The 24,405-nt window shown below is 38.7% G+C and carries 26 protein-coding genes and 1 pseudogene; 12 read left to right on the forward strand and 15 right to left on the reverse strand.

The window, feature by feature from the left end; all coding sequences use genetic code 11:
• Positions 1-529: 529 nt before the first annotated feature.
• Both ACFO6W_RS23350 and ACFO6W_RS23355 read left to right on the forward strand, forming a co-directional pair.
• Positions 530-664, forward strand: coding sequence for a hypothetical protein (locus tag ACFO6W_RS23350; protein WP_380001046.1), 135 nt, complete (start codon positions 530-532; stop codon positions 662-664).
• 14 nt (positions 665-678) lie between these two features.
• Positions 679-936, forward strand: a complete 258-nt coding sequence (locus tag ACFO6W_RS23355) for an OsmC family protein (RefSeq protein WP_380001048.1) — start codon at positions 679-681, stop codon at positions 934-936.
• 40 nt (positions 937-976) lie between these two features.
• Here ACFO6W_RS23355 and ACFO6W_RS23360 read toward each other — a convergent pair whose 3' ends face one another.
• Both ACFO6W_RS23360 and ACFO6W_RS23365 read right to left on the reverse strand, forming a co-directional pair.
• The gene (locus tag ACFO6W_RS23360) at positions 977-3,673 is read right to left on the reverse strand and encodes a cation-transporting P-type ATPase (protein ID WP_380001050.1); all 2,697 of its coding nucleotides are present in this window, start codon (positions 3,671-3,673) and stop codon (positions 977-979) included.
• Positions 3,674-4,018: 345 nt separating this feature from the next.
• Positions 4,019-4,267, reverse strand: a complete 249-nt coding sequence (locus ACFO6W_RS23365) for a hypothetical protein (protein WP_380001052.1) — start codon at positions 4,265-4,267, stop codon at positions 4,019-4,021.
• Positions 4,268-4,801: 534 nt separating this feature from the next.
• On the opposite strand from ACFO6W_RS23365, the gene ACFO6W_RS23370 reads away from it, so the two are divergent.
• Positions 4,802-5,893 carry a site-specific integrase gene (locus ACFO6W_RS23370; RefSeq protein WP_380001053.1) on the forward strand — a complete coding sequence of 364 codons (1,092 nt, stop codon included), beginning with the start codon at positions 4,802-4,804 and terminating at the stop codon, positions 5,891-5,893.
• A gap of 266 nt (positions 5,894-6,159) precedes the next feature.
• On the opposite strand, the gene ACFO6W_RS23375 is transcribed toward ACFO6W_RS23370, so the two are convergent.
• The 10 genes from ACFO6W_RS23375 to ACFO6W_RS23420 form a co-directional block, all read right to left on the reverse strand.
• The gene (locus ACFO6W_RS23375; RefSeq protein WP_380001055.1) at positions 6,160-7,035 is read right to left on the reverse strand and encodes a branched-chain amino acid ABC transporter permease; all 876 of its coding nucleotides are present in this window, start codon (positions 7,033-7,035) and stop codon (positions 6,160-6,162) included.
• A gap of 1 nt (position 7,036) precedes the next feature.
• Positions 7,037-7,924, reverse strand: coding sequence for a branched-chain amino acid ABC transporter permease (locus ACFO6W_RS23380; protein ID WP_380001057.1), 888 nt, complete (start codon positions 7,922-7,924; stop codon positions 7,037-7,039).
• The gene (locus tag ACFO6W_RS23385) at positions 7,912-8,889 is read right to left on the reverse strand and encodes a polyprenyl synthetase family protein (protein WP_380001059.1); all 978 of its coding nucleotides are present in this window, start codon (positions 8,887-8,889) and stop codon (positions 7,912-7,914) included. Before ACFO6W_RS23385 ends, ACFO6W_RS23380 begins: the two co-directional genes overlap by 13 nt.
• A gap of 100 nt (positions 8,890-8,989) precedes the next feature.
• Positions 8,990-10,003, reverse strand: coding sequence for a hypothetical protein (locus tag ACFO6W_RS23390; RefSeq protein ID WP_380001061.1), 1,014 nt, complete (start codon positions 10,001-10,003; stop codon positions 8,990-8,992).
• A gap of 9 nt (positions 10,004-10,012) precedes the next feature.
• On the reverse strand, positions 10,013-11,137 hold the full coding sequence (locus tag ACFO6W_RS23395; protein ID WP_380001063.1) for an ABC transporter substrate-binding protein: 1,125 nt from the start codon (positions 11,135-11,137) through the stop codon (positions 10,013-10,015).
• 6 nt (positions 11,138-11,143) lie between these two features.
• Positions 11,144-11,791: an ATP-binding cassette domain-containing protein gene (locus ACFO6W_RS23400; RefSeq protein ID WP_380001065.1), complete on the reverse strand. Its 648-nt coding sequence runs from the start codon at positions 11,789-11,791 to the stop codon at positions 11,144-11,146.
• Positions 11,785-12,435: an ABC transporter ATP-binding protein gene (locus tag ACFO6W_RS23405; protein ID WP_380001067.1), complete on the reverse strand. Its 651-nt coding sequence runs from the start codon at positions 12,433-12,435 to the stop codon at positions 11,785-11,787. Before ACFO6W_RS23405 ends, ACFO6W_RS23400 begins: the two co-directional genes overlap by 7 nt.
• Positions 12,436-12,590: 155 nt before the next feature.
• Positions 12,591-13,130, reverse strand: coding sequence for a hypothetical protein (locus ACFO6W_RS23410; protein ID WP_380001069.1), 540 nt, complete (start codon positions 13,128-13,130; stop codon positions 12,591-12,593).
• Positions 13,131-13,151: 21 nt separating this feature from the next.
• Entirely contained in the window at positions 13,152-14,075 is a 924-nt protein-coding gene (locus tag ACFO6W_RS23415) for a relaxase/mobilization nuclease domain-containing protein (protein ID WP_380001071.1), read from the reverse strand.
• Positions 14,056-14,673: a MobC family plasmid mobilization relaxosome protein gene (locus tag ACFO6W_RS23420; protein WP_380001073.1), complete on the reverse strand. Its 618-nt coding sequence runs from the start codon at positions 14,671-14,673 to the stop codon at positions 14,056-14,058. Before ACFO6W_RS23420 ends, ACFO6W_RS23415 begins: the two co-directional genes overlap by 20 nt.
• 664 nt (positions 14,674-15,337) lie before the next feature.
• On the opposite strand from ACFO6W_RS23420, the gene ACFO6W_RS23425 reads away from it, so the two are divergent.
• The 7 genes from ACFO6W_RS23425 (at position 15,338) to ACFO6W_RS23455 (ending at position 19,474) form a co-directional block, all read left to right on the forward strand.
• A complete protein-coding gene (locus tag ACFO6W_RS23425) occupies positions 15,338-16,114 on the forward strand; it encodes a ParA family protein (protein WP_380001075.1) in 777 nt (258 codons plus the stop codon).
• A complete protein-coding gene (locus tag ACFO6W_RS23430; protein ID WP_380001077.1) occupies positions 16,114-16,611 on the forward strand; it encodes a DUF3408 domain-containing protein in 498 nt (165 codons plus the stop codon). Before ACFO6W_RS23425 ends, ACFO6W_RS23430 begins: the two co-directional genes overlap by 1 nt.
• Positions 16,611-17,201: a hypothetical protein gene (locus ACFO6W_RS23435; protein WP_380001079.1), complete on the forward strand. Its 591-nt coding sequence runs from the start codon at positions 16,611-16,613 to the stop codon at positions 17,199-17,201. The genes ACFO6W_RS23430 and ACFO6W_RS23435 overlap by 1 nt, the downstream gene beginning before the upstream one ends.
• A gap of 336 nt (positions 17,202-17,537) precedes the next feature.
• Entirely contained in the window at positions 17,538-17,816 is a 279-nt protein-coding gene (locus ACFO6W_RS23440; RefSeq protein ID WP_380001081.1) for a helix-turn-helix domain-containing protein, read from the forward strand.
• Position 17,817: 1 nt separating this feature from the next.
• Positions 17,818-18,117 carry a helix-turn-helix domain-containing protein gene (locus ACFO6W_RS23445; RefSeq protein ID WP_380001083.1) on the forward strand — a complete coding sequence of 100 codons (300 nt, stop codon included), beginning with the start codon at positions 17,818-17,820 and terminating at the stop codon, positions 18,115-18,117.
• Between the two features lie 129 nt (positions 18,118-18,246).
• Positions 18,247-18,771: a helix-turn-helix transcriptional regulator gene (locus tag ACFO6W_RS23450; protein ID WP_380001085.1), complete on the forward strand. Its 525-nt coding sequence runs from the start codon at positions 18,247-18,249 to the stop codon at positions 18,769-18,771.
• Complete coding sequence (locus ACFO6W_RS23455) at positions 18,749-19,474, forward strand: nucleotidyl transferase AbiEii/AbiGii toxin family protein (RefSeq protein WP_380001086.1); 726 nt, start codon at positions 18,749-18,751, stop codon at positions 19,472-19,474. The genes ACFO6W_RS23450 and ACFO6W_RS23455 overlap by 23 nt, the downstream gene beginning before the upstream one ends.
• Before the next feature lie 326 nt (positions 19,475-19,800).
• Here ACFO6W_RS23455 and ACFO6W_RS23460 read toward each other — a convergent pair whose 3' ends face one another.
• The 3 genes from ACFO6W_RS23460 to ACFO6W_RS23470 form a co-directional block, all read right to left on the reverse strand.
• Complete coding sequence (locus ACFO6W_RS23460) at positions 19,801-20,166, reverse strand: hypothetical protein (protein ID WP_380001089.1); 366 nt, start codon at positions 20,164-20,166, stop codon at positions 19,801-19,803.
• Positions 20,167-20,169: 3 nt separating this feature from the next.
• A complete protein-coding gene (locus ACFO6W_RS23465; RefSeq protein ID WP_380001092.1) occupies positions 20,170-21,396 on the reverse strand; it encodes a site-specific integrase in 1,227 nt (408 codons plus the stop codon).
• A gap of 80 nt (positions 21,397-21,476) precedes the next feature.
• Complete coding sequence (locus tag ACFO6W_RS23470; RefSeq protein WP_380001094.1) at positions 21,477-22,706, reverse strand: tyrosine-type recombinase/integrase; 1,230 nt, start codon at positions 22,704-22,706, stop codon at positions 21,477-21,479.
• A 308-nt stretch (positions 22,707-23,014) separates the two neighbouring features.
• Between ACFO6W_RS23470 and ACFO6W_RS23475 the strand changes: the two are divergent.
• Positions 23,015-23,212: pseudogene (locus tag ACFO6W_RS23475) on the forward strand (tyrosine-type recombinase/integrase); the annotation flags it as partial.
• 58 nt (positions 23,213-23,270) lie between these two features.
• Positions 23,271-24,405 (forward strand): site-specific integrase (locus tag ACFO6W_RS23480; RefSeq protein WP_380001096.1); only part of this gene is annotated, 1,135 nt, incomplete at its 3' end.

Genomic DNA, 24,405 nt, shown 5'->3' on the forward strand with positions numbered 1-24,405 from the left:
AAAGTTAAGGGATTGACCTTTTTTATTGGATAATTCTATAAATAGCAACTTGAATTAATTACTTTACAAAGTATAAAAAACTCTTGTAGAATATCTCATTTACAAAAGCTTGGATATAAATTCCCCATATTCCTTCGTAAAGAATTGATTTTTGATTTTATATATATTATTTCTTTTGATACCAATTAAAGGATCGACACTTCTCAAAGAATTATATGCAATACAATATACCCCCTGAAAATTTAGGCAGATTCTATAAAGATGTAAATATAGAAGAATTTGGGTTTGTGGACGTAAGTCATATTAATAATTTTTCAAAAGGCATTGAAGTGCGAGTCTTAAGATCAAAGATAGAACGACTTCCATTCTATTTACACAATAAAAAAACAAATTACATAATTCACAGAATATCAAAGATCAAGCCGAAAAAATGTATTATCTTGTTATTCGAAGTATAAACCCCAATATATAAATGGTATGAAAGCAATGTATACAGCCGTAGCAATTTCTGTAGGCGGAAGAGAGGGTAATGATTAAATCACCGGATGGAGTATTGGACCTTGAAGTCAAACCACCAAAAGAAATGGGAGGCCCGGGTGGTTCGTACACTAATCTTGAACAATTTTCGCAGCCGGTTATTCAGCATGTTTCGGGAGTGCCTTAAATCATGCGGCATTATTGAAAAAGAAGGAAATAATCTTAACTGTAACGGCAAAAGTTAGTATTGGTAAAAACAACGATGGAGGTTTCCAATTAGCGGTAGAGATGGATGTGGATATTCTTGGAATGGATCAAAAAGAAGCAGAAGAATTAGTTAAGAAAGCGCATCTGGTTTGCCCTTATTCCAACGCTACACGTAATAATATTGAAGTGAAGTTAGCCGTTACGACCACAGCTCAAATAATAATGTCAAAAGAAAATTTCTATGTCTTTTGAAATAAAGCCATAGGAATTTTCTTTGTATCCGCAAGTTTAATTAAATTACTCCCTTATACTTATCTATACGTCTGATAATAGATTTTTCAATTTCTATAATGAAGAATATCCCTAAACCAAACAAAATAGGATATAACCAATCATATACAGGCAAAGGCTTTGTAGCAAACAATCTGTTCATAAAAGGTAAATAAGTGATGCCTAATTGCAGAACAATAAGTATAGTCGATACTACATAAATCGCTTTATTATTAAAGAAATTCTTATTAAAAGCATATCCGCGAATACTCCGGCAATTAAATAAGTGGAATAATTGAGAAAAAACAATAACCTGTAAAGTAATCGTTTTAACGATATCGGCATCATATCCACGACTGAGCAATATCATATTGAGAATTAAAGTGCCTCCGCCGATAAGTACCGATATAAATAATATCCGCCATATAAAATATTTACTTAATAAAGGAGTATTTGGTAAACGGGGTGGACGCTCCATTGTTCCGGGTTCGATATTCTCAAATGCTAAAGCCAAAGAAATGGTAATGGATGTTATCATGTTTATCCATAATATCTGTACGGGGGTAATCGGTATCATTACCCCGAATAAGATACTGGCTATAATCAAGAAACTTTCCGCTCCATTTGTGGGAAGAATAAACAAAATTGTTTTCGTCAGATTAGAGAAAACACGCCTGCCTTCTTCAACCGCTGAAACTATTGTCTTGAAGTTATCATCTACCAGTATCATTTCTGCCGCATCTTTAGCAACCTCTGTTCCTTTTATTCCCATAGCAACACCTACATCGGCTTTTTTCAACGCGGGGGCATCATTTACCCCATCGCCAGTCATTGCACAAATAGAACCATCCAATTGTTGCGCATTTACCAATCTGAGCTTTTGTTGAGGAGTAGTACGTGCAAATATATCGTATTCATGCACAGCCATTACCAGCTCGTCATCAGACATTTTTTCTATATCTTTTCCCTGAATAGCTCTTTTCCCATCTCCAATACCCATCTCCAATCCAATCGCTTTTGCAGTATTTACCAGATCGCCCGTAATCATTTTTACACGGATTCTCGCTTTGAGACATTCGTCAATGGCTTCGAGAGCCTCCCTGCGTGGAGAATCTATTATTCCTGCCACACCTAGAAAAATCAAATCGTCATATATATCTTCATGTTTAAGATCGCTCTTTCCTGAATCTACAACCTTATAGGCTGCCCCAATTATACGCTGTCCTCTATCAGCCAGATGGGTAACTTTATCATTCCAATAAGTAAAATCAAAATTTCTAACACCATTGAGTGACTGCTCTTTGGAAACCATCTCGAAAAGGTGGTCGGGAGCACCTTTCACAAAAATGATATTTTCGCCGCCTATATGAGTCAAAGCCGCCATATATTTATATTCCGAATCGAAGGGTATGGTAGCAATACGTTCAGCTTGGTTAACTTCAAAATTAGCTTTCCGATACAATGTAATCAATGCGCCTTCCGTCGGATCGCCTTGTACTGTCCACAATCCGTCCGCATCATTACTTATTGCCGCATCATTACATATTTCCATACAATAAATCAGTCTCGTCAGGACTGATTGTTGCTTAAGATCAACCTGTTCTTCGTTTATTAAAATCATACCTTCAGGTATGTAGCCTATTCCTGTAACCTTAAACTCATCATCGGCAGTTTGTAATGTTTTAACAGTCATCTCATTTTTAGTGAGCGTACCGGTTTTATCAGTAAATATAACTGAAACAGCACCTAAGGTTTCTACCGAAGGAAGATGACGTATAATGGCTTTTCGTCGAGCCATATTCCTAACTCCTATAGCCAGTATAATAGAAAGAATAGCAGGCATACCTTCGGGTATAGCTGCTACTGCAAGGCCAATGACTGACAATAACAGAACTTCGGTCTGATAATCGCGAAAAAAATAACCGAACAAGAAAACAAATAATGATATGACCACTATAACTATTGATACCATTTTACCGAAGTGAGCCGTTTGTTTTATTAATGGTGTAGTAATGGCAGGTACTTCATCGAGAAGTTTATTAATCATACCTATCTCTGTATTCTCACCCGTGGCAACGACTATCCCAATTCCTGTACCTGTACTTATTGCAGTACCTGAAAAAGCCATATTTGTTTTATCGGCCAATATCGTATCAGGATCAAGTACACTGATTATCTTTTCGGAAGGGACAGATTCGCCGGTTAGAGTAGACTCATCTATCTTGAGATTATCTGCTGTCATTAATCGCAAATCAGCAGGTACCTTATCGCCGGGAGCTAATAAAACGATATCGCCGATAGTAAGATCGGTGGCATTAATTTCTTTTCGTACTCTATCTCTTATTACTTGAGCTTTAGACGATAGCATTTTCTTTATTTTATCCAGAGCTTTTCCGGCTTTATTTTCTTGAATAAAGCCAATAGATGCATTGATCAAAGTGACAAGTAGTATAAATATTGTTTCGAAGTATTGGCCAAGCACTGCTGTTACAACAGCTGCGAAAAATAGCACATAAATTAAGATGCTGTCAAATTGTTTTAAGAAGCGAACGAATTTATTCTCTTGCTTTTTTTCAGGAAGATCATTTTTGCCAAATTCGTCAAGTCTGTTTTTAACTTCTTCTTCCGATAGTCCATTTACGACATTTGTATGTAGTATATCAATGACAGTATTAGCATCGATAGCACTCCAATTATTATTTCCATAATCCTTTTTCATAAAATTCAATTTGATAATTTATAGGGACTAAGACCTATTCGATCTTTTGTTAAGCATATAGCTATAGCCTGCTATTGCTAATAATTCAGGTGCATTGTAGATAATATTCAGTCTCACGCAGCTTCAAGACAGTTTATTTATATTATGTCCCGGAATCTTACATCCTTCAATAATGAATGTAGTTTTACTTAGAGCGCCTGTTCTTTCCCTCTTTTAAATAAATCTATAGACTAGATTTAAAGATCAGTATAAATTAGAGTCAAGCTATTACATAATCAGAATATAAAGTTTCACCCGTAGAGCATTTATGCGATACGGGTTCAGTTATTAATACTTAAAACATCCTCAGAATATTTCCCTGATATGGTTTGCATTACTTTTAATGGTGTCAATGACCTGGCTTATTTGGCCCTTCATTATTAACTTTGACATGGAAAGAGCAAATCCTTTTAGCTGTTCGAATTCTATTTTAGGAGGCATTGCTAATGCATTGGGATCTGTACTAACGGATATTAATACAGGCCCATCCATCATAAAAGTCTTCTTTAATGTGCCTTCAACTTCCATCGGATTATTTATTGAAAATGCCTCCATCCCCATAGCTTGAGCAAGTCCGTGACATCTTTATTTTTAGCTGTTTCACCGGGATATCATATATTGATTTATGTAATTTAACCCAATCTGATATTGAGCTGGGGTTTGACAATCATTTATGGATAAAAATTAATCGACATAAAACTCATCAGCCAGCACATATCCCATTATTGAAGATATCACTCCAAATTTTAGAAAAATATAAACGGCAATATAATGATGAACCAATATTCCCTATAAACAGTAATCAAAAAATGAATGAATATCTGAAGGAAACAGCAGACATTTAGGAGAGAGGAAGCAAAAGAGAGTAACGAGAATTAAATCAGCAGATTAAGTAAAATAGTTCTTTTGACAAAAAGAGAATAAATGCACGAAAAAGCAAAGATGACGGCGAGTTCAGTTTCCAAATCATTACCTGAGTAACTTTACGGCATCAGAGTCTATTCGTCACTTATTCAGTGGTTTGCGTAATTTTGCATAGCACCGGATAACTCTAAGTAAACTAAATTTGTAACAAAAAAAATTAGAGTTATGGCAAGAAGTACATTTAAGGTTTTGTTCTACCTGAAAAAGAACAATCTGAAAGAGGGCAAAGCCCCGATTATGGGCAGGATCACAGTCAACAGTACCATCTCCCAGTTTAGCTGTAAGCTAAACATAAAGCCCGACCTTTGGGACACCAAAGCAAACCGAGCATCGGGTAAAAGCCTCGAAGCACAGAAAATCAATCAGAAGTTAGATAATATTAAAACCCAGATCGGTAAGCAGTACCAAAGTATTTGCGACAAAGATAATTTTGTTTCTGCCGAAAAAGTCAAAAACGCTTATCTGGGCTTCGGGGATGAGTTCCGCACTTTCTTCTCTATTGCAGATGAGTTTTACGAAAGTTATGCCAAACGTGTGGGTAAAGACCGTACCGAAGGCTCTTACGAGCAACTGATTATTAATCGCAGACGAGTCGAAATGTTTCTACGGGACAGATACAATCTTTCCGATATTCCGATCAAGGAAATAGAACCTCCGTTTATTGAAGATTATTATGCTTATCTATTGGAAGAACGCAAGCTGGCAGGAAGCACTTTGCTTACAGCTGTTACCAAGCTCAAGCAAATTATGTTGATTGCGCAGCGCAAAGGATATATCCATATCAATCCTTTTGCTAGTTTTCGATTCAAGGCCAAAACACGTGACAGAGGCTATCTGACCGAAGATGAACTCAAAAGATTTATGTCTGTGGAGCTTCGCCGATATAAGCAACGACAAGTTCGGGATATTTTTGTTTTCCAAGCCTTTACCGGATTGGCTTACTCCGATGTCAAGAAACTAACCTTCGATGATATTCAAACTTCTTTCGATGGCGAATTGTGGCTTATAGCTAAACGCAAGAAGACCAATGCGACATTTTATGTAAAGCTACTTCCGGTAGCTAAACAACTGATTGAGCAATACCGATTAGTAGCCAAAAATAATTATGTATTTCCTGTTCCCACTTTTGGCGATAGTATGAATCGCTGTCTGCAACGTATCGCTAAATTATGCGGTATTACCAAGCGAGTTACCACGCATTCAGCAAGACACATGAATTTTTCTTTCCGACTGAAAACAAGCAAGTTGCAAGAATAAAAATCTTAGCAGGTAACGGTTTAGAAACGAGCGAATTTCTTTCTTTTACCTCATTTTGCACAAAATACAAAGAACGGCTTTTGACTACAAAGATATAAAAGATTACTTACTTAACCATAGAGAAAGTAATATATTTATCTCCATGTTTTATCATTTGTATTCTATGGATTCGGCTCTGGGTATCAGAAAAGTAAAAGTCTAATTGATAGTCAGTCAATTAGACTTTTTGATTGGAGAAATTTTCCCCGCATTTTCCCCACCGATGCCTAAAAAAGATTATCAGCAGCTTTCCGTTCAAATCCCCGACTATACCGAAACATCATAAAAATCAATACCCCACCATAAATAATCTGCCGCATATTGGCAGCAATGGCATTCGGCATACCGACAAAGCGCAGGACTTCGGGCAAAAAAACAAGAAACGCTGCCGCAATAACACTTCCCCATAAATTGCGCATACCGCCGATAATGACAATGGAAAGGATAAAAATAGATTCATCGACTGTAAAACTTGTCGGGTCAATATAACTGATATAGTGTGCGTAAAGCACTCCCGGAACGGCGGCAAGCATCGCACCAACGGTAAAAGAGATAACTTTTGACAAATAAACATTTTTACCTAACGATTGTGTAAAAATTTCGTCTTCGCTCAATGCCCGCAAAGTAAGACCAAATGAAGAGGCGGTCAGTTTTTTCAGGAAAAAGAATATCAAAGCGACAAAAAACAATGTTAAAAGCAAAAATGCCCATTTACTTTCTATTGCAACTCCAAACAGTGAAATGGCAGGAATACCCGGAATGCCGAGCGGTCCTTTGGTGAGCGACATCCAATTGTTCATCAATGAAAAGACAATGACCTGAATACCCAAAGTGCAGATAATAAAATAGTCGTCTATCGTGCGCAAAGCAATAGCGGACACAACCAACGCCAATAATCCGCTTAACAGCATCGCTATCGGTAAGACCAACAAGAAAGGCACCCCGAAATTGACGGCAAGCAAAGCGGCGGTATATGCACCCACTCCGTAAAATCCTGCGTGAGCAAGCGAAATCATTCCGCCAAAGCCCGCAGAGAGATTTAAACTTTGCGAGAGCATTGCGTAAATGCCGACTAATATCAATAAATGTAACAGATATTCCATCTTATATTTCTATTTTCTTCAACCGTTTGCCACTAAAGCCGAGCGGTTTTCCTATTAAAAACAAAATCAGAATAATATAGGCAATGGCATCCATCCATTGACTGCCTATGTAGTATGCCGATAGGTGTTGAGCCGTTGCCAACAGCAAAGCACCGCCTACCAATCCCCAATTACTGCCTACGCCGCCGATAATCATCGCCACCACGCCATACAACAGCCAATTAAAACCCATCGTAGGTGTCATATCCGTATCGAAAGCAATCAAAATTCCGGCAACCGCCGCCAATGCCGAACCAATGCCAAACGACCACAAAATAATCCTGTCGGAATTGATACCGACAATATTACTCAATTCCGGATTACTGGCTACTGCACGAATATTACGCCCAATCCTGTTGTATTTCATAAAAAATACACAAGCCAAAAACAACGCCAAACAAATTACAATCGTGATAATCTGAATATCGGTAATATATGCTCCAAAAAATTCGTTGCCTACTTTGATTTCGCCTGTCCGCACGCTTTTGGTATCATCGCCCCAAAGCATAGATACGACATTTTGCAACACGGTGTAAAGCCCCAACGAGGCAATCATCAGTATCATTGGCGAGGCATTGCGTTTCCGTAATGGTTTATACAACATGATTTCAGATAACATACCAACAGAGGTAGCGGCTATAATGGCTAACGGAATTGATAAATATAATGGGAAATGCAACTGTTGCGAAAACAAATAGGTAAAATAGGCGGAAAAGGTTAGGGTAATGGCGTGGGCGATATGGAAAAAGCGTGTTGGATAGTAAGTCAATGAAAAAGAATATGACATTGTTAGATATAGCGAAAATGTCAATAATATATTTACAATGAACTGTGCTGTTATATTGAACATACTAAATTTGCTAAATCTATTAATTCTTTCTTTTGTCCGCCAAATTTAAATGGTTTTATACTATCAATTGCCTCTTTGCAAAGTCTTTCTAATTGCGAAATGCAATATTCAACTGATTTTGATTTTTCAATTATATCCAACAGAATATCAATATCATTACTTGAAAACGAAGATTTATTCCAAATTCTACAAAATTCTGTTTTATATTTTGGACTATTCAAAACATAAATAATAGGAAGTCGTTTTTTATGAGCAACTAAATCTTCTGCGATTATTTTACCGTTACTGCCATCTGTCAAGATATTTACTAAATCATCTCGTAATTGATATGCTGTACCCAATTTTAAACCATATTCAGACAATGCGTGATATTTTTGCTCATTAATACCTGCTATTACAGCACCTGATAAAAAAGATTTCTGAATGAAATAACCTGTTGTATAGGCAATCATCTCAAAATATTTTTCTTCTGTAATAATTGGCAACTTTTCATATTGTAAATCCCAAAATTGTCCAATACAAATTTTTTGATACGCTTCCTCCAAATTCGCAATTATCTTTCGTTTTTCTGAATCATTTATATATTGATTCTTTAAGATTATTTCGTTTGATAAACTTCTAAATAATTCTCCGATAATAACAGTATTTTTTATCCCGAATTTTTTGGGCATAGATTCTTGTCCATTGCGAATTGGAGAATCGTCAAAAATATCATCAATTATCAAAGTTGATATTTGCAATAACTCTATTGCTACTGCAATATCATAATAATTCGATTCTATCTTTTTATTACTCATATTAATACCCGTACAAAAAAGATAAGGGCGAAATAAAATGCCAATATCATTAATCGGGTATAACGATTGCCTTCTCACTTCCGTGTAAGAAGACAATCGTTCATCTAAAAAATGAATTAGTGAATCCTCAAACAGTTTTGATTTGTCTATTAGTTTTTTTATTAACATTGACAGACTTTTTTTGAGTTGAACTACTTTTCTGACTTGAATTTATCAAATCAGTCTTACTTTTGAAATTTACAATAAATTGTCCCATATATTTAAAAAATTATAATGTTATTGATTCGTATTGTTGAATATTATCATCAGAAAAAAAGTTTTTTATATTATCTACTGTTTCGTCTTTGTAACAGATTCTCGTTTTTTTATCATCTTTATCTTTGCCTATAATCCATTTATTTTTCCCAGATTCAAACAGAATAAAATCGTCATATTTTTCATTAGCATTTGACTTCCTTCTGATATCCTCAAAAGTAGTTGAATTACACCAATAAATATTATCAAATCCCCAATTTTTATGTTGAACTTTTATATCTTCTGTAATGTCTGTATTAGCATTTGAAATAAAGATTCTTTTTTTCTTATTCTTATCAAGCGTTTTATAAATATTATTCAAGTAATTTGTATAAAAAGCATAATCGTTTTTTTCTGTTAATTGTACAATTTCCAAGTTCCATACAGAAAATAATATTGACGGTTTTTGTAAAAGAGATTCTTTCAATAATACAGCATACAAATATGTAGATAAAGATACACCGCCTTCCGAGGCTTTTATATTTTTTATTAATTCATCAATATTTTTAAAATTAACATCTTTCAGGTGTGTTAAAAAATTATCCGTATTAGCAAATTGTTTGTATAATTCTACCGTAAATGCTTGTAATACAAAATGTTCATTTGCGGTTTCATTCATAGCATTTATAAATGTACGACTAAAAAGAATATGTAAAAAACATCTTTGCAGTTCCAAACTTAAAAAAAATGTCAATATTGAGAAACCTAAATTAATAGCAATTAAAAAGCACGGCTGAAAATTAATAGTCATACCCATAAGGGAGTATGGCGTTGCCTCAATATGCATACCCATCAATGATAGATTAAAAACGAATGTCAAAATAATTGTTATCCAAAAAGGGGTTGCATAATGTAAAATCCATTTTTTCCCCCACATTTTAACAACAAAGTTATGTAGTTTATCCTTGTTTTTATTGTGTTGGATTATCAAAAGACTAATGCCCGCTAATAAGATAAAACCTATTAATATCCAAAATATTGTGTGCATACTCAAAACCTATTTAATGATTACAAAATTTCCATTCGCTATTTTTTTAAATTGCATTGGTTTATTAACATCTCCATTCCTGTCAAACTCAATCAAACCTGAAGCCCCTTCATAAGATTTTATTTCAGTAAGCCCTTTTCTAATACCTTCACCTGTGGAGTTTCCTAATGATATTGCTTTTGCTATTAGATAGACAGCATCGTAACCCACATCACAAGTAATTGATATATCTTCGTGATAATAGTTTTTGTAATTTTTTCTAAAACTCGCAACTGTCGGATTATTAATATCAGGGTCTTTGGGGTATGGATAAATTATTCCTTCCGCTGCCTTTCCTGCCATATCAATAATTGTTTTATCTTCCATTGTTACTGTGCCTATGAGTTGACAATTAAATTTCAATTCTCGTGTTTGTTTGATAATAATAGCATTTTCTTTTGAATATCCTGCAATATAAAGTACATCAATATTGCTTGCTTTTATTTTCGCTAATTGACTCTTGAAATCATTAGCCCCTTGTTCATAATTTTCTTTGTTTAGAACTTTACCGCCTTTATTTGTAAATTCATCAGAGAAAACTTTACATAATCCATTCCCATAATCATTATTAACATAAATAATTGCTGCACGAGATAAATTGAGTGTATCTATCGCAAAATTAGCCGATAATTGTCCTTCTAGATTATCAGAATTCCAAATTCTAAAAAAATAAGGACTAATTCCCGACAATTTTGGATTAGTTGAACCTGTTGATAAAACTACAACTTTATTTTTATCTCCAATCGGGGCTATTGCCAATGCCACAGAACTTACGCTATTATCAATAACGGCTTGCACTTTATTCTCAATGAGTTTGTACATTGCAGTTACTCCTGTTTTGGAGTCAGCCTTACTGTCTTCATAAATAATCTGAATTTTATTTCCGTTAATTCCTCCTGCCTTATTTATTTCTTCAACAGCCAAATCAATACCTTTTTGGGTGTTTTTACCATAAACGGCAACATCTCCACTTAATGGCAAAATCGCACCGATTTTAATCACTTCTTGTTCTTTATTCATCTTATTCAGATAAACAAATACTCCGATTGCAATTATCGCAATCACTCCAATTGTAATAAAAATTTTCTTTTTCATACTATTTTAATTTTTAATAATTCCTAATTCTAATTCAATTACTTTATCTATTTGATTTTCAAATAAATACTTTTTGTGCTCTACGATAATAAAAGTTACATTTTCCTTTTTCAAATCGGCTATGCTATTTGCAATTATCTCGGAGTTTTGAGAATCAACCCCCGCAAACGGCTCATCAAGCAACACCAATTTCGGCTTATGCACCAGCAAACAGCCAAAAGCTAATAACTGCTTTTCGCCGCCGCTTAAATGGAACGGTGTGCGTTTTCGCAGCGTTTCAAGCATCGGCAGCGTTTCATAAACCTTTTTTACTCGTTCTTTGGCATCGGCGGTTGTGTAAATATTTGCCGAAGTAAGCAAATTTTCTTCCACCGTAAATTCCTCAAACACATTCTTCTTTTGCGGCATATAAGCAATGCCTTTCCGCAACATTTGCGCTGTGGGCAAAGCGGTAATGTCCTCGCCCTCAAAAATAATTTTTCCTTCTGCCGACCAAATTTTCAACAAACCATATATCGTTTTCAGCACTGTGCTTTTGCCTGAGCCGTTGCCGCCCGTCAGCAAAACAATTTCGCCTTTGCCGATTTCAAAGGAAACATCAGTCAGCACTTGCTTTTTGCCGTAACCTGTGGTTATGTGTGCTACTTTCAGCATACGATTACTCCTTTTTCCATTTGCAAAATATGGTCGCTTGTTGCATTGATATAATCGGTATTGTGTTCAATTTGCAAAATCGTTTTCCCCTCTTGTTTTAACTGCTTTATCAGGTTGGTAATTTTCAGCAAATTATCTTTATCAATGCCCGCTACTGGCTCGTCGATTAACAACAAATCGGCATCGTTGGCTATACAACAGCCGATAGTTAATAATTTTTGTTGTCCGTAACTTATCTCGCCCGCCAATTCATTGCGTTTTTCCAACAAAGAAACTTTTTCCAAAATTTCGTCTGCGCGTTTTTGCTGTTCTGTACTCGGATTGGCAAATAATTTCTTTTCCTGTGCCAGCAAAATATTTTCATAAACAGACATTTGTGTAGCAAGTCGCAAATCCTGAAATGTCCGCCCAATTCCCAAACGATTGACACGATAGGGTGCAAACCGCGCAATTTTCTTTCCTTTAAACTCCACAACACCAACAGTCGGTTTCAGAAATCCCGATATGATGTTGATTAAGGTCGTTTTGCCTGAACCGTTACCACCTTTGAGTGTATATACACAACCCTTTTCCAAACGGAGATTGACCCCATTCAGCACCTGTGCATCGCCAAAGGATTTATGTATATTTTTCAATTCAAGCATCTTATATTTTTACTTATCTCTATTTCTGCTATTAAAACTTCGGCCGCAAAGGTAGTAATAATCTTCGTGTCGGCAAAAAACATCACAAGAAACTTGCGTAATTCGATTTTTTGATTATGTATATTTCGGATATTCTTAAATGCAGTAGCAGACGCTTACTTGGTTTTTAACAATTCAACATTTTCCCGCAGTTTTTCTGCCTCCTCACTATTCCTTCGCACCCTTTCCAATCTTTCCGCCTGTTCCTGAACTAACTCCTCGTATTTCTCTACATGCTTACGAATGATTCGGATACTATCACCATACTTGAATTGCTGTTCCAACCAATAAAGATTTTCTTTACTGGTCTGTCCTTGCATCTTAATATACCTGTATTTCATGTCATTGTCTCGATATTGGCTAATCGTTTGCCGTTGGTTGGCAATTGCCCAAAATGAGCCAAGCACGATTACAGCCAATGCTACCCATGAAAGAAAAAACCAATTGGAACGTATATCAATCGTATGGCGGTGTTGATGTTCGATTATGGTGGGCTTTTTAACTTCGTCAATCACATTTTCAAACCGTTCTGTTATAGCATTTATAGCTGATAAATCAACCTCAACCTGTTTGTTCGGTTGCTTATCCAACTTACTATTTATTGTTTCAAACATTTCAAATATGGCGGAAGTATCCATTTTATTCGTATTGCTCATAATGACTTGTTTTTTAATGGTTTATAAATGATATCCTCTTTTCTTTTTCTTCTTGGGTTTAGTTTGTCGCATCAATTCCGCTTCATCGGGGTCATAGTTTGTTCCTGATGTCGGAATATCGAATAACCCACCCAAAGCAGAAACTGTATTTTCCAAAACAGAAGATTGATTTTGGGAATGATTATGTGCGGATTGAACATGAATATCTTGCGTCCTGTCATTTTGTTTCAGTTGAAAATCAATCTTGCTGTAACTGAATTGCCTGTCAATCTTTGAGCCATTGAATATATATCCGTTCTTTTCAAACCGAATGCCCTGAACTTCATTGGTGTTGCCCTTGTATTTCAAACTGATTACGATACCTTGCTTTTTCAGTTCGTCATTCAGGTCTTTCCAATTTTTGCACTTCGGAATGGTTGCGTTCAGGGCATCAAAAATTTCGTATTTTGTTTTATCCGGCTCTTTCAAGCGATGCCGTTTTACATTTTCTTTGCCTTGTGCAAAGTACAATCCGTGCTTTTCGGTCAGCTCCTTGCATATCTTTTCACTACGGTAACGGTCGTTCCTGTCCGAAATCGTTTTACCATCGTTATCTATCCGATTGAAAACGATGTGGATATGCGGATGTTCCTTGTCGTAATGCCGACCAATGATGTACTGTGTATTTATAATTCCCATTTTTGTCATGTACTCTTTCGCAATCTGCACCATTTTCTCATTGGTCAATTTATCCTTGTCCTGTGCCGAGAAATCCAATGAAATATGACCGACCGTTTTGGATACTTTTGGGTTTAACCCGGCTTGAGTGATGAAATTTCGTATAATGGATTCACGGCTTTTCAGGCGAACGCCTTCCGATGCAATTAATTCCGTTTGCTTGGCTTTGTCGAGAACGTAATTGATTACGCCCTTGAAACTTTTACCTTTAACTATCTTGGCTACCATTTTCTAAAAGATTTAATGTGTTATCAATTTTATCCGCCAGATAGAGGTATTCGCTTCGGGCATCGGTGTAACCCTCGGCATTTGCTTTTTTCGCAATCTGATTCAGATTGTTTCCCATGCCGGAGAGTTTGCGGATACAGTCCATTTGTTCTGTTGTCAATCGTTGGCGAACTTGGCAACCGGTAATTGTCAATCGCGCCACTTCGGTACAGGTCATTCCTGCTTGGGTTGCTTTTGCTTTCAAGGCGTAATAATCTTTCGTGCAAAGATTGACCGCTATCCGGTATTTCAGTTTTTCGGCGGGACTTAATTTCGGTCGCCCGCCTTTTTTGTTTTTCATTATCATCATCCTTTTTACAAGTTTGAATGGAGACCAGCGGGATAATTCAGAGTTTCGATGCACTCGAAACATAAACTTGCTTCTATGACGAAAAGCAAAAAAAGAAGAGACAAATGTCTCACTGTTTTTTTGGTTGACGGCATCGTTAATGCTTAACTTCGGGCATACCACTAAACAGCCCGGATCATTTAATACTTGATAATTCTCAAAAATGCGGCTTGGATAAGAGGCCGCCGATACTGCTTTTTTACTTTTCATTAGTCTGTTATTTTAATGATACAGACCACGAATTAAATAATAATATTTCTTGAATTACAATGCTTTACCCGGATCGGATTATTCTGCGGAGACTCGCTGCATATTACTATTTCAGGCATAAAAATACCGGTGTGGACTGCTGCGGTTTGCCAGCTCTATAATTTAGGTAAATGACCTCATGCAAAAAATATAATTTCCTCTTTTAAATAAATCAAACCGATAGAACCATCATCATTTTAGTGCAGAATAAAGCCATCCTATGCAATAGAAACCAGTATTATACACTGATAAATAAGTTGTTATATATTCGCATCTAAAAGTCTTATAAACTTACAGTTTGCAGTTTTTACAGATTAAAAAACAGATTATTTTCAATTTGTATATAAAACATTAAAAATTGGAGGTTGGTAAACCGGCTATTTTTCCAATAGCCTTTCATATTTGACAAACCGGTAATTATCAAACTTGAAAAGTTGGTTGTTTGGTAATTTGGAAACAGGAAGACTTGAAGATTTCACAACATGAAAGGTTGATCGTTTTAGTATTTTATTGAAAATAAGATGATTTGATAATCTGATAGTAATTTATGCAATTTTCAATCAAGAAGTAAAAACTGAAAATTTTCTAAATAATAATATGTCTAATTTTAAAACTATCAATCCGTATGAAACAGAAACCTTTATTTATCGCTTTCTCCACCCAGAAGGGGGGAGTAGGTAAAAGTACCTTCACTGTCCTGGCAGCAAGCCTGCTACATTATCAGAAAGGATTGAATGTCGCCGTGATAGACTGCGACTATCCGCAGTGCAGTGTCTATGACATGCGCAAGCGGGAGATCCGTCAATTAGAGACCAACCTGCACTACCAGTCTAAAGCTATCTCCCTGTTCGAATCGCTAGGTAAACAGACTTATCCGATTGTCTGCTCCAAGCCGGAAGAAGCTATATCCAGAGCAGAAGAATTTTTATCAAAAGAGCCTGCCGATTATGATGTCGTCTTTTTTGATTTGCCCGGAACAATTAACAACGAAGGGGTGATCGCTACCTTTATGGGGATGAATTATGTTTTTGTTCCCATGTCCCCTTCCCGTCTCTCGATGGAAAGCACCCTCTCGTTTATTATCCCCGCCAGCGAGTTGATCCGGGAACATACGGATATAAAGCTAAAAGCTATCCACCTGTTCTGGAACCGTATCGACGGGCGTATCAAAAAAGAGTGGCTCACCCATTACCAAGGCGTTATCCGAGAGTTCGGTTTATCCCTGATGCAGACAGCCATTCCCCAATCCGTTCGCTACGACAGGGAGCAATCTCTGGAGGGCAGCGATGCCATCTTTCTCTCCACCATATTCCCTGCCGATAAGAACCTTGTCAAAGGCAGCAATCTGGATCTGCTGGTGGATGAGCTACTGGAAATTACTCACTTAAAACCCCGAATATAATGGTAACAAAAAAAACAGCAAATAAATACGATGATCTGCTCAAATTGGTACATAACGGTATTGATCCGGATCAGCCTGTATATAAAACAGAGCAGGAAGAAAAAGCAGCGGAGTCTGTAGATACAGTACTTGTCGATGCCGTAACAGATGATTCTTTTGTTACAAAAACAGAACAGGCTGAGAAAATAGATAGCACAACTGTACCTGCTCAGTTACCCACAGAATTATCGGTAACTAAAGCTCCCGCAAAAAGAAAACGTAAGACTCAGGATGACTATCAGGAGGTGTTCTTTGTACGGGTGGATTTTACCCACCGTAAACCACTTTATATTACGGCAACTACCCATCGCCGCCTGATGCGTATTGTCCACCTGATGGACGAATCCAAAGCCACGATTAGCAGCTATGTGGAAAATATCATCCTGAACCACCTGGAGACCTTCAAAGAGGATATAGAAACTATTTACCGTACAAATAATCTTAATCCGACAGAATAATGGATACATTTATACAAATCCATGTGGTGATAAGCCTTTGGCTATGGACCGGATTGTTTCTGAGTAGTCCATTGCTCCGAAAGGCATTTATGGATATGCACCGCAGCATGGCATCGGATATATATGAAGCAATGAAGAAACAAATGGTAAAACTATTTAGAATAGTAGCCGACTTTATATCACGTAAATTAAGAAAAGCTTCATATTACATCGAAGAGAGCAGCTATGAGCTGCGTGTAAGCGTAGCCCGTTCCCTTGTCAGCAAGGAGCTGTTGGAAGAATTAATGCATAAGAACCTTGTTGCTGCTATCTCCCGGGCACGGATGTTAGATCAGGGAGATTCCGGGGTGATGTGGGATGATCTTGAAACAATGGCAGATCTGGCTACCGGAAAAGAGGTTGGGTACGAAGGCAAGAAAACTTCGGTAGAGACAGCTTTCAAGTTATGCAATACGGATTTCTTCGAACAACTGATCACCCGTATTCCCCGTGCCCAGGAACGCATCCTGCTGGCACTGGACCGGATAGAAGACAGCAGCCCATATGAGTCGGTCAGAAATGAAGCATACCGCAAGTTTATAAGGGGATAAATACTAATCCCGTACAAAACAAATAAAAGAGAAACAGCCCGCGAATCAATTTTCGTGGGCTGTTTCTCTTTTATTTCCGGGATCGGGAAATTGGGATTGATTCACTCAGGCAAAGCCACCGGCTTCCAAACCGAAGCCACTGGCTGCCAGTAGACTTTGAGTACTGAAACCTCTTCCGAATTAATTATTTCTTTGTTCTTGAAATCGCCCCAAAGTGTCAAATGATGCCAATAGCTGCCGAATGATGCCAGCGTCAATAACTTTGCTGTTTAGCCGATTTTTTGTATATATATTTATGCTGTAAACGAAATTATTCATTCTAAAATATGAAAAGTTATGGAAATAATAAACATTGAAGCCCAAACCTTCGAATCGATGATGAACCGTTTCGAAGCCTTTACCCGGAAAGTGGAAAACCTGTGCGGGGATCATCAGGACAAAGGTCTTCACCGCTGGCTGGATAATCAGGATGTATGCCGGATACTCAACATCTCCAAACGTACCCTGCAAACATACCGGGATAATGGTACACTGGCTTATACCCAGATCAATCACAAACTATTCTACAAACCGGAAGATGTGGAAGCAGTTATTAACAAATTAAAATCAAAGTAGTATGAGTAACGAAATTATCACAAGGGAGAATGATCGTATAAAACGGTTCTTCGGTTCGCTGGACAGGATGCTGGACAAAATCGAATCCGTGCTGACAGGATGTAAGCCAACACTGAATGGCGAGCGTTTCTTGACAGATCAGGAGGTATCGAACAGGTTAAAGGTTAGTCGAAGGACTTTGCAGGATTATCGAACTACAGGGAAAATACCTTATATCCAATTGGGAGGAAAAGTGCTGTACAGGGAAAGCGATATCCAGAAGATGCTGGAGGAGAACTACCGAGAAGCCTTTCGACAGTAAGGTGATAAAAAAAAAATAAACAAAATCATTTATTTTTATTATCTTTGCAACAGCTAGATCGAAGTTAAGAGGTTCCTGACAGATCAGTATCGTACCCAAACTTCATTGTCACACAAAAACAGATTTACTATGTTGCCCAGTATCGAACAAATAAAAGGTGTACATCCCGGCTATATCCTGGAGCGGGAACTCAGGAAGCGGCATATAACCAAGAAAGCATTCGCCGCCTCGATCGGAGAATACGAGCAGGTTATCGGAGAAGTTACCAAGCGCAGGCGGCGGATCAATCCCGTTTTGTCATTGAAGATGGACAAGGCGCTGGAGGCTCCGCAAGAGGGTTACTTTATGCTTCTGCAAACCTATTTCGATCTGGCAGAGGCTCAAAAGGAGCTGAACCGGAATATCCATCCCGACCTGTCAAAAATTCGAAAGGTTATCTTCTGGGATACCGATTTCGACCTGATCGACTGGATCAGAAACAAGCGGTTTGTTATCGAGCGTGTGTACCATAGAGGCAATGAGACGGAAATGGAAGAGATTATCCGTTTCTATGGCAAAGATGAAGTCGATAAGGTTGTCGAACAAAGTAAACAAATCACCCTTACACGGGAAATAAACAGAAAAGACAGTAATGAAAACAAAATTATATTATAATACAATAAAGGATGAGCTTCACTCCGTCCTGACCCGGCTGATGACGGCTGATGAGTTGGAAGCGTTCCGCCTGGTAGGCGGCACATCGCTGAGCCTGCAACTGGGACATCGCATATCGGTCGACATAGACCTTTTTACGGATGCCGAGTATAAAAGCATTGACTTTGATGCAATAGATAAATTCTTACGCAATAACTTCCCCTATGTGGATTCTCCTTCATTTGGAGAGGTGGCATTTGGTAAATCATATTACGTTGGCCAAAATGCAGAAAGAGCTGTCAAAGTGGATCTGTATTATACCGACCCCTATATCAGGCCTGTACAGCAGGTTGACGGTATTCGTATGGCACACATAGAGGATATTGCTGCCATGAAGCTGGAGGTTGTCGGCAATGGAGGCCGTAAAAAGGATTTTTGGGATCTTGACGAGCTTTCACAGACCTATTCCCTTGAACAGATGCTCGGATTTTATGAAGAACGTTATCCGTACTCATATACCAAAGAGGAGATACTCAAATCACTGGTCTGTTTTGAGTCGGCGGATGAAGAGTCTGACCCCGTATCATTGAGAGATAAACCCTGGCAGCTGATCAAGCTAGATATTGGGGATATAGTCAAACGGTACAGCCAACAGCAGAGTCAGAATCAACGCCCCAACATTCAACCCAAGCCGCCAAAGAGAGGGAATAGTTTAAAAATGTAATGGGCTATGGATTCATCTGCCGGAGTAAGTCATTGACTTTTGTCAGCCTCCAGCCCTTTGTCTGAGAAAGTTTGCAGGAAAACGTTAAGTAATGGCTACCGTTAACCGTTCAAAGTTATTATCGGCCAAGCGGTTATTCTGCGGGCAGTCGCCCTCTCAAAACGGGCTGGACGGCCATAAGCGGAAATAACCGATACTTGGACGGTAAATAACTTGAAACGCATTATAGATAAGTAGATGGAATAACAAGTACATGACAGGCTTTCCTTAAGAAAAGCCTGCCATGTTTATAGGTATGCCTGTTTATCTCTAATTGGTTAAGAGCTTCAATTCAACATATAATTTTGAATAGATATTATTGGCATTTCAGGGATTTCTTTTCTTACGGCTTTACCACAGAGCCATTCTCTAAATACCTCTGCATTTCTTGACTGAATTCGGAAAGCAAGAGCGATAACCATATCCAGCCCATAATAATCCGGATAGATATTTTTCCCTTCAACTACACAGTCCATCGAATCATCGCCCCGGACAACACCTGATTTTTCAATATCTCGAATGAGCTTCTTTGCCGTCTGATAATAGATACCGAACAGATCGGCAATATCAGAAACACTCATTCTTACATGACCTGGAACAGCAACTATTCCATTCTCTGTTATTGTAATTACTCCTCTTATTCCTTCTTTCATGGTTTATAGTATTATTGCGGTTTGATTTGCTGTATTTTGCACTGTTTTTCTCCGTTCCATCAATTTGTCCATATCCTCCGATATTTTATCGTCTGTTACTTTGGCATAGCCTTGTGTCGTGTTGATATTGGCATGCCCCATCATTTTGGCAATGCTCTCGATGGAGATACCTGCTGATAATAAAAGGGTTCCAAACGAATGGCGGCTTTTATGGTAGGAGAGAGGCTCTTTCAACCCGGCGACAATACCTATTTGGTTGATGTCGTTCCATATTACATTCCGGTTTTCGGGTAATGGAAATACAGGACTTGTGTCATCTGTGGTATTATATAAATTAAGGATCTGTTCGGCTACCGGATGTAGCGGAATAAATGCTTCCACATCAGTCTTTACCCTGCGTTTTCGGATATAAGGTCTGCCTTCTGCTGTTTTTCCGATATGGCGGGGATAAAGCCTTTGCATATCCACATAAGCCAGCCCGCTGAAAGCCGAGAAAATAAATGTCCGGCGAACCAGTTCCATCATCCTGCTATGCATCGGAGTTTCCATGATCCGTTTGAGTTCGCTCCGTGTGATGTATTTGAGTTTGGGAGCATCTTTCTTCTCGTAAGCAAGCTCTTCAAGGGGATTGGCTCTTAATATCTCCTGATCGACAGCAATGTAGATAAGCCTGTTGAGCCAGCATAGGTGCCGGTTGGTATGGCTGGAGCTAAAACCCAGTTCCCCTTTACAGAATAGTTTGAAGGATTCCCCGAAGGCTTCGGTTATATCCGAAAAGGAAATATCTTCCATTCTCCGGTAGCACAGGTACTCTTTCAGATTCCGTTGTGTGAGTTTGGACTGGCGGTAGGTAGAAGTAGAGGCTATTTCCAACGAACGCAGGCGCAGCCGTTCTAGTTCAGCTTCTCCTGCTTGCAACAGCATCGTGGGAACAGCATTTACCCCCGCAATGGTATTTTTCAGTAACTCCGCGCTGACAACACCTGTGTTTTTTAGCATGCTTTCGTAGGCTCGTTCCAATTTAGCCCGGAATTTAGCCAGACAAGTATTATTTCGCTCGCTGTCGGTAGAACCTTTCCTTGCGTTCCATTCTTCGGGATTGCAATAGATCCCTGTCGAAAGAACACTTTGTTTGCCATCTATACTGATTCGGCACAGTACAGTCGTTGTACCATCAGTTTTTACCTTGTTTCTGTTGATATAGAATAATATATTAAATGTTGATCGCATGATGTACAGGTTTAAAGAGTTAATATTCAAAAATTTAATGATTGATAATTTGATAATAAATGAAATTAGAAAATCAGAGATTACAGAACCAGTTTCAAATCCCGGGTTGCCTCTATGTATTTATCCATATCTTCGAAGAGCTTTTTGGGAGTAACACGGGCATAGACCTGTGTAGTGGTTATGTTGTTGTGACCGAGCATTCTACTAATTGTTTCTATGGGTACGCCCTCTTCAAGCGTGACCAGGCTGGCAAACGAATGTCTCCCGGCGTGGTAGACCAGATCTTGCGATAGATTAGCCATAATCCGCAAGCCTTTCATATTGGAGCGCAAGGTGGCATAGTGTTGCTTCGGGAACAGGGTTTCCCGACTCTCATCTTTGTATTTTTTGATCAGGTCAATGGCTTCGGGAAGCAACTTAACCCGTGCCAGCAATTCGTTCTTCTTCCGGCGGTATTTCAACCAGAGACAGCCTTCTTCGTCCGTGATGATATTCTCCTTTGTGATAGAGACTGTATCGGCATACGAAGTCCCTGTATAACATGCAAACAGGAATAAATCCCGTGTAATGATATGGGAGGTTCTGTTTTCGGGTATTTCCAGATCCCTGACCTTCTCGAAATCCTCACGGCTTAATGCTTTGGGTGTGGTTTCTTTTTGCTTGGGCAGCTTGTAGTGGGCAAAATGGCATTTTTCGGAATGGCCTTCCTTATAGGCTATCTTGCACACTTTCTTCAACAAGGCGAGATAGTGGCGTAGTGTATCCATTGCCAATCCCTTATCCAGCAGTACAAAATCCTGAAACTCCCGGATAAACTGTTCGTTAAGCTGCCCGAAAGCCAAATCGGAGCTATTGAACTTCTTTTTGATGAATTCGGCTAAGGCTCGCTGGGTGTAAGTATATGTAGGGAGAGTACCCGCTGCACGGTCGATACCGATACGCATCTTTAACTCATCGGTGAGACGGTCAAAGAGTTTCAACAGGGTCATTTGGGTTTCTACACTTCCTTGAAACTGATTCTTGATATCTTCGGCTGTAAATCGTTGCTTCCGCTCCAACAGGGATTCATAAGCAGAATTGACGGCGAGCAGTAGCTTGTCTAATTTGGAATTAACAATAACCGCTTCACGGCTCTTCCCGTTCAGACGGCTCTCACGGGGATTCCAAAGGGAGGGAGTGCAGGAGAGTTTACAGCTGAACTGTATCATCGAACGCCCAACGGTTATTCTTCCCATGATGGGGACTTTACCCGATTTATCCAAACTACTTTTTTTGAGGTAAAGTAAAACCTTGAATTTTTCTTGCTTCATAACACTTATAGTTTTTTATGGGCTTTGTCGTCAGAAATCTGACGACAAAGTTACCGGTTTTATAAGTGCTCTTTGTTATGCAAAATATTGTGAATCAGTACAAAATAACCCAATCTATACTTCTCCAATCTGCCACAAGTTACCTGTTTTAATCCGGTAACTATCGTGGTAACGGATTGGTAACTCAAATACTGCAATATTTGGCTATATCCTGCTTTTTAGCAAAATAGCAAATTAGAGTAATTTGATTCATTTAAAACGAGTTACGTTTTATTTACCCCGATTCGCTCGTTACCGTTTTAATGAGTATTGTTCATTCAGCGCGCCACAGCTTTGCAAGCCTTATTACGCTCGAAGAGGGCGTTCCGATAGAAACGATCAGTAGGATGCTCGGGCACAGCAATATCCAGACAACACAAATTTACGCCCGCGTCACCCCGAAGAAGCTTTTCGAAGATATGGACAGGTTTATAGAAGCAACCGGCGATTTGAAGCTGATCCTTTAGTTCCCTGATTCTGTCAACCTTTAAATTTTTGAACTTTAAATCTTTAAATTTATAAATCATGCGCAGTACATTCAAACTGTTATTCTATATCAACCGGGCAAAAGTAAAGTCCGACGGCACAACAGCCGTTATGTGCCGGATCAGCATCGACGGCAAAATATCCGTTCTTACGACAGGTATTTACTGTCCGCCCGATGACTGGAACGCCAAAAAAGGCGTGATCAAAACGGCAAGGGATAACCATCGCCTGACAGAGTTCCGTAACCGCATTGTAAATACCTATGAGCATATCCTTAAACAACAGGGAGCGGTCAGCAGCGAACTTTTGAAAAATACGATAGCCGGTATAAACTCTATTCCTACCTGCCTGCTTGAAGCAGGTACAGTGGAACTGGAACGTTTACGGATTCGTTCGACAGAGATAAACTCAAATTCAAACCACCGGGAGTCCAGGCTTATGCAAACCAACCTGCGGGAATTTCTGCTCTCCAGGGGGATGGAAGATATTGCTTTTACGGATATCACCGGGGAGTTCGGGGAATCATTCAAAATCTACCTGAAAACAGTGCACAACCGGAAGAATTCCTATATAAACCGGAGTCTGACATGGCTGAACCGCCTTATCTACATTGCCATCGATCAGGAGGTATTGAGGAGCAATCCGCTTGAAGATGTACGGTACGAAAAGAAAGAACCCGCCAGGCACCGCTATATAAGCAAACAGGACTTAAAGCGGATTATGGAAACCCCGGTGAGCGACCCACGCCTGGAACTGGTGCGCAGGGCTTTTATTTTCTCTTCGCTGACCGGCCTTGCCTACGTGGACATATACGGCCTTTATCCGCGCCATATCGGTAAAACGGCAGAAGGCAGGCTCTATATCCGGAAACAGCGGGTAAAGACACATGTAGAGGCATTTATACCCTTGCACCCGATAGCCGGGCAGATACTTTCACTTTACAATACCACCGATGACAGTAAGCCTGTATTTCCTTTACCTGTACGCGATATGATTTGGTGGGATATAAACCAGATCGGAGTTTCCATGGGATTTAAAGAGAACCTTTCCTACCATCAAAGCCGGCACAGCTTCGGGACACTGGCGATTTCGGCAGGACTCTCCATCGAGAGTATTGCCAAAATGATGGGGCATGCGAATATTTCCACGACACAGGGTTATGCACAAATCACGG

The organism is Dysgonomonas termitidis (genome assembly GCF_042654545.1).
GTDB classification, from domain to species: Bacteria; Bacteroidota; Bacteroidia; order Bacteroidales; family Dysgonomonadaceae; genus Dysgonomonas; species Dysgonomonas termitidis.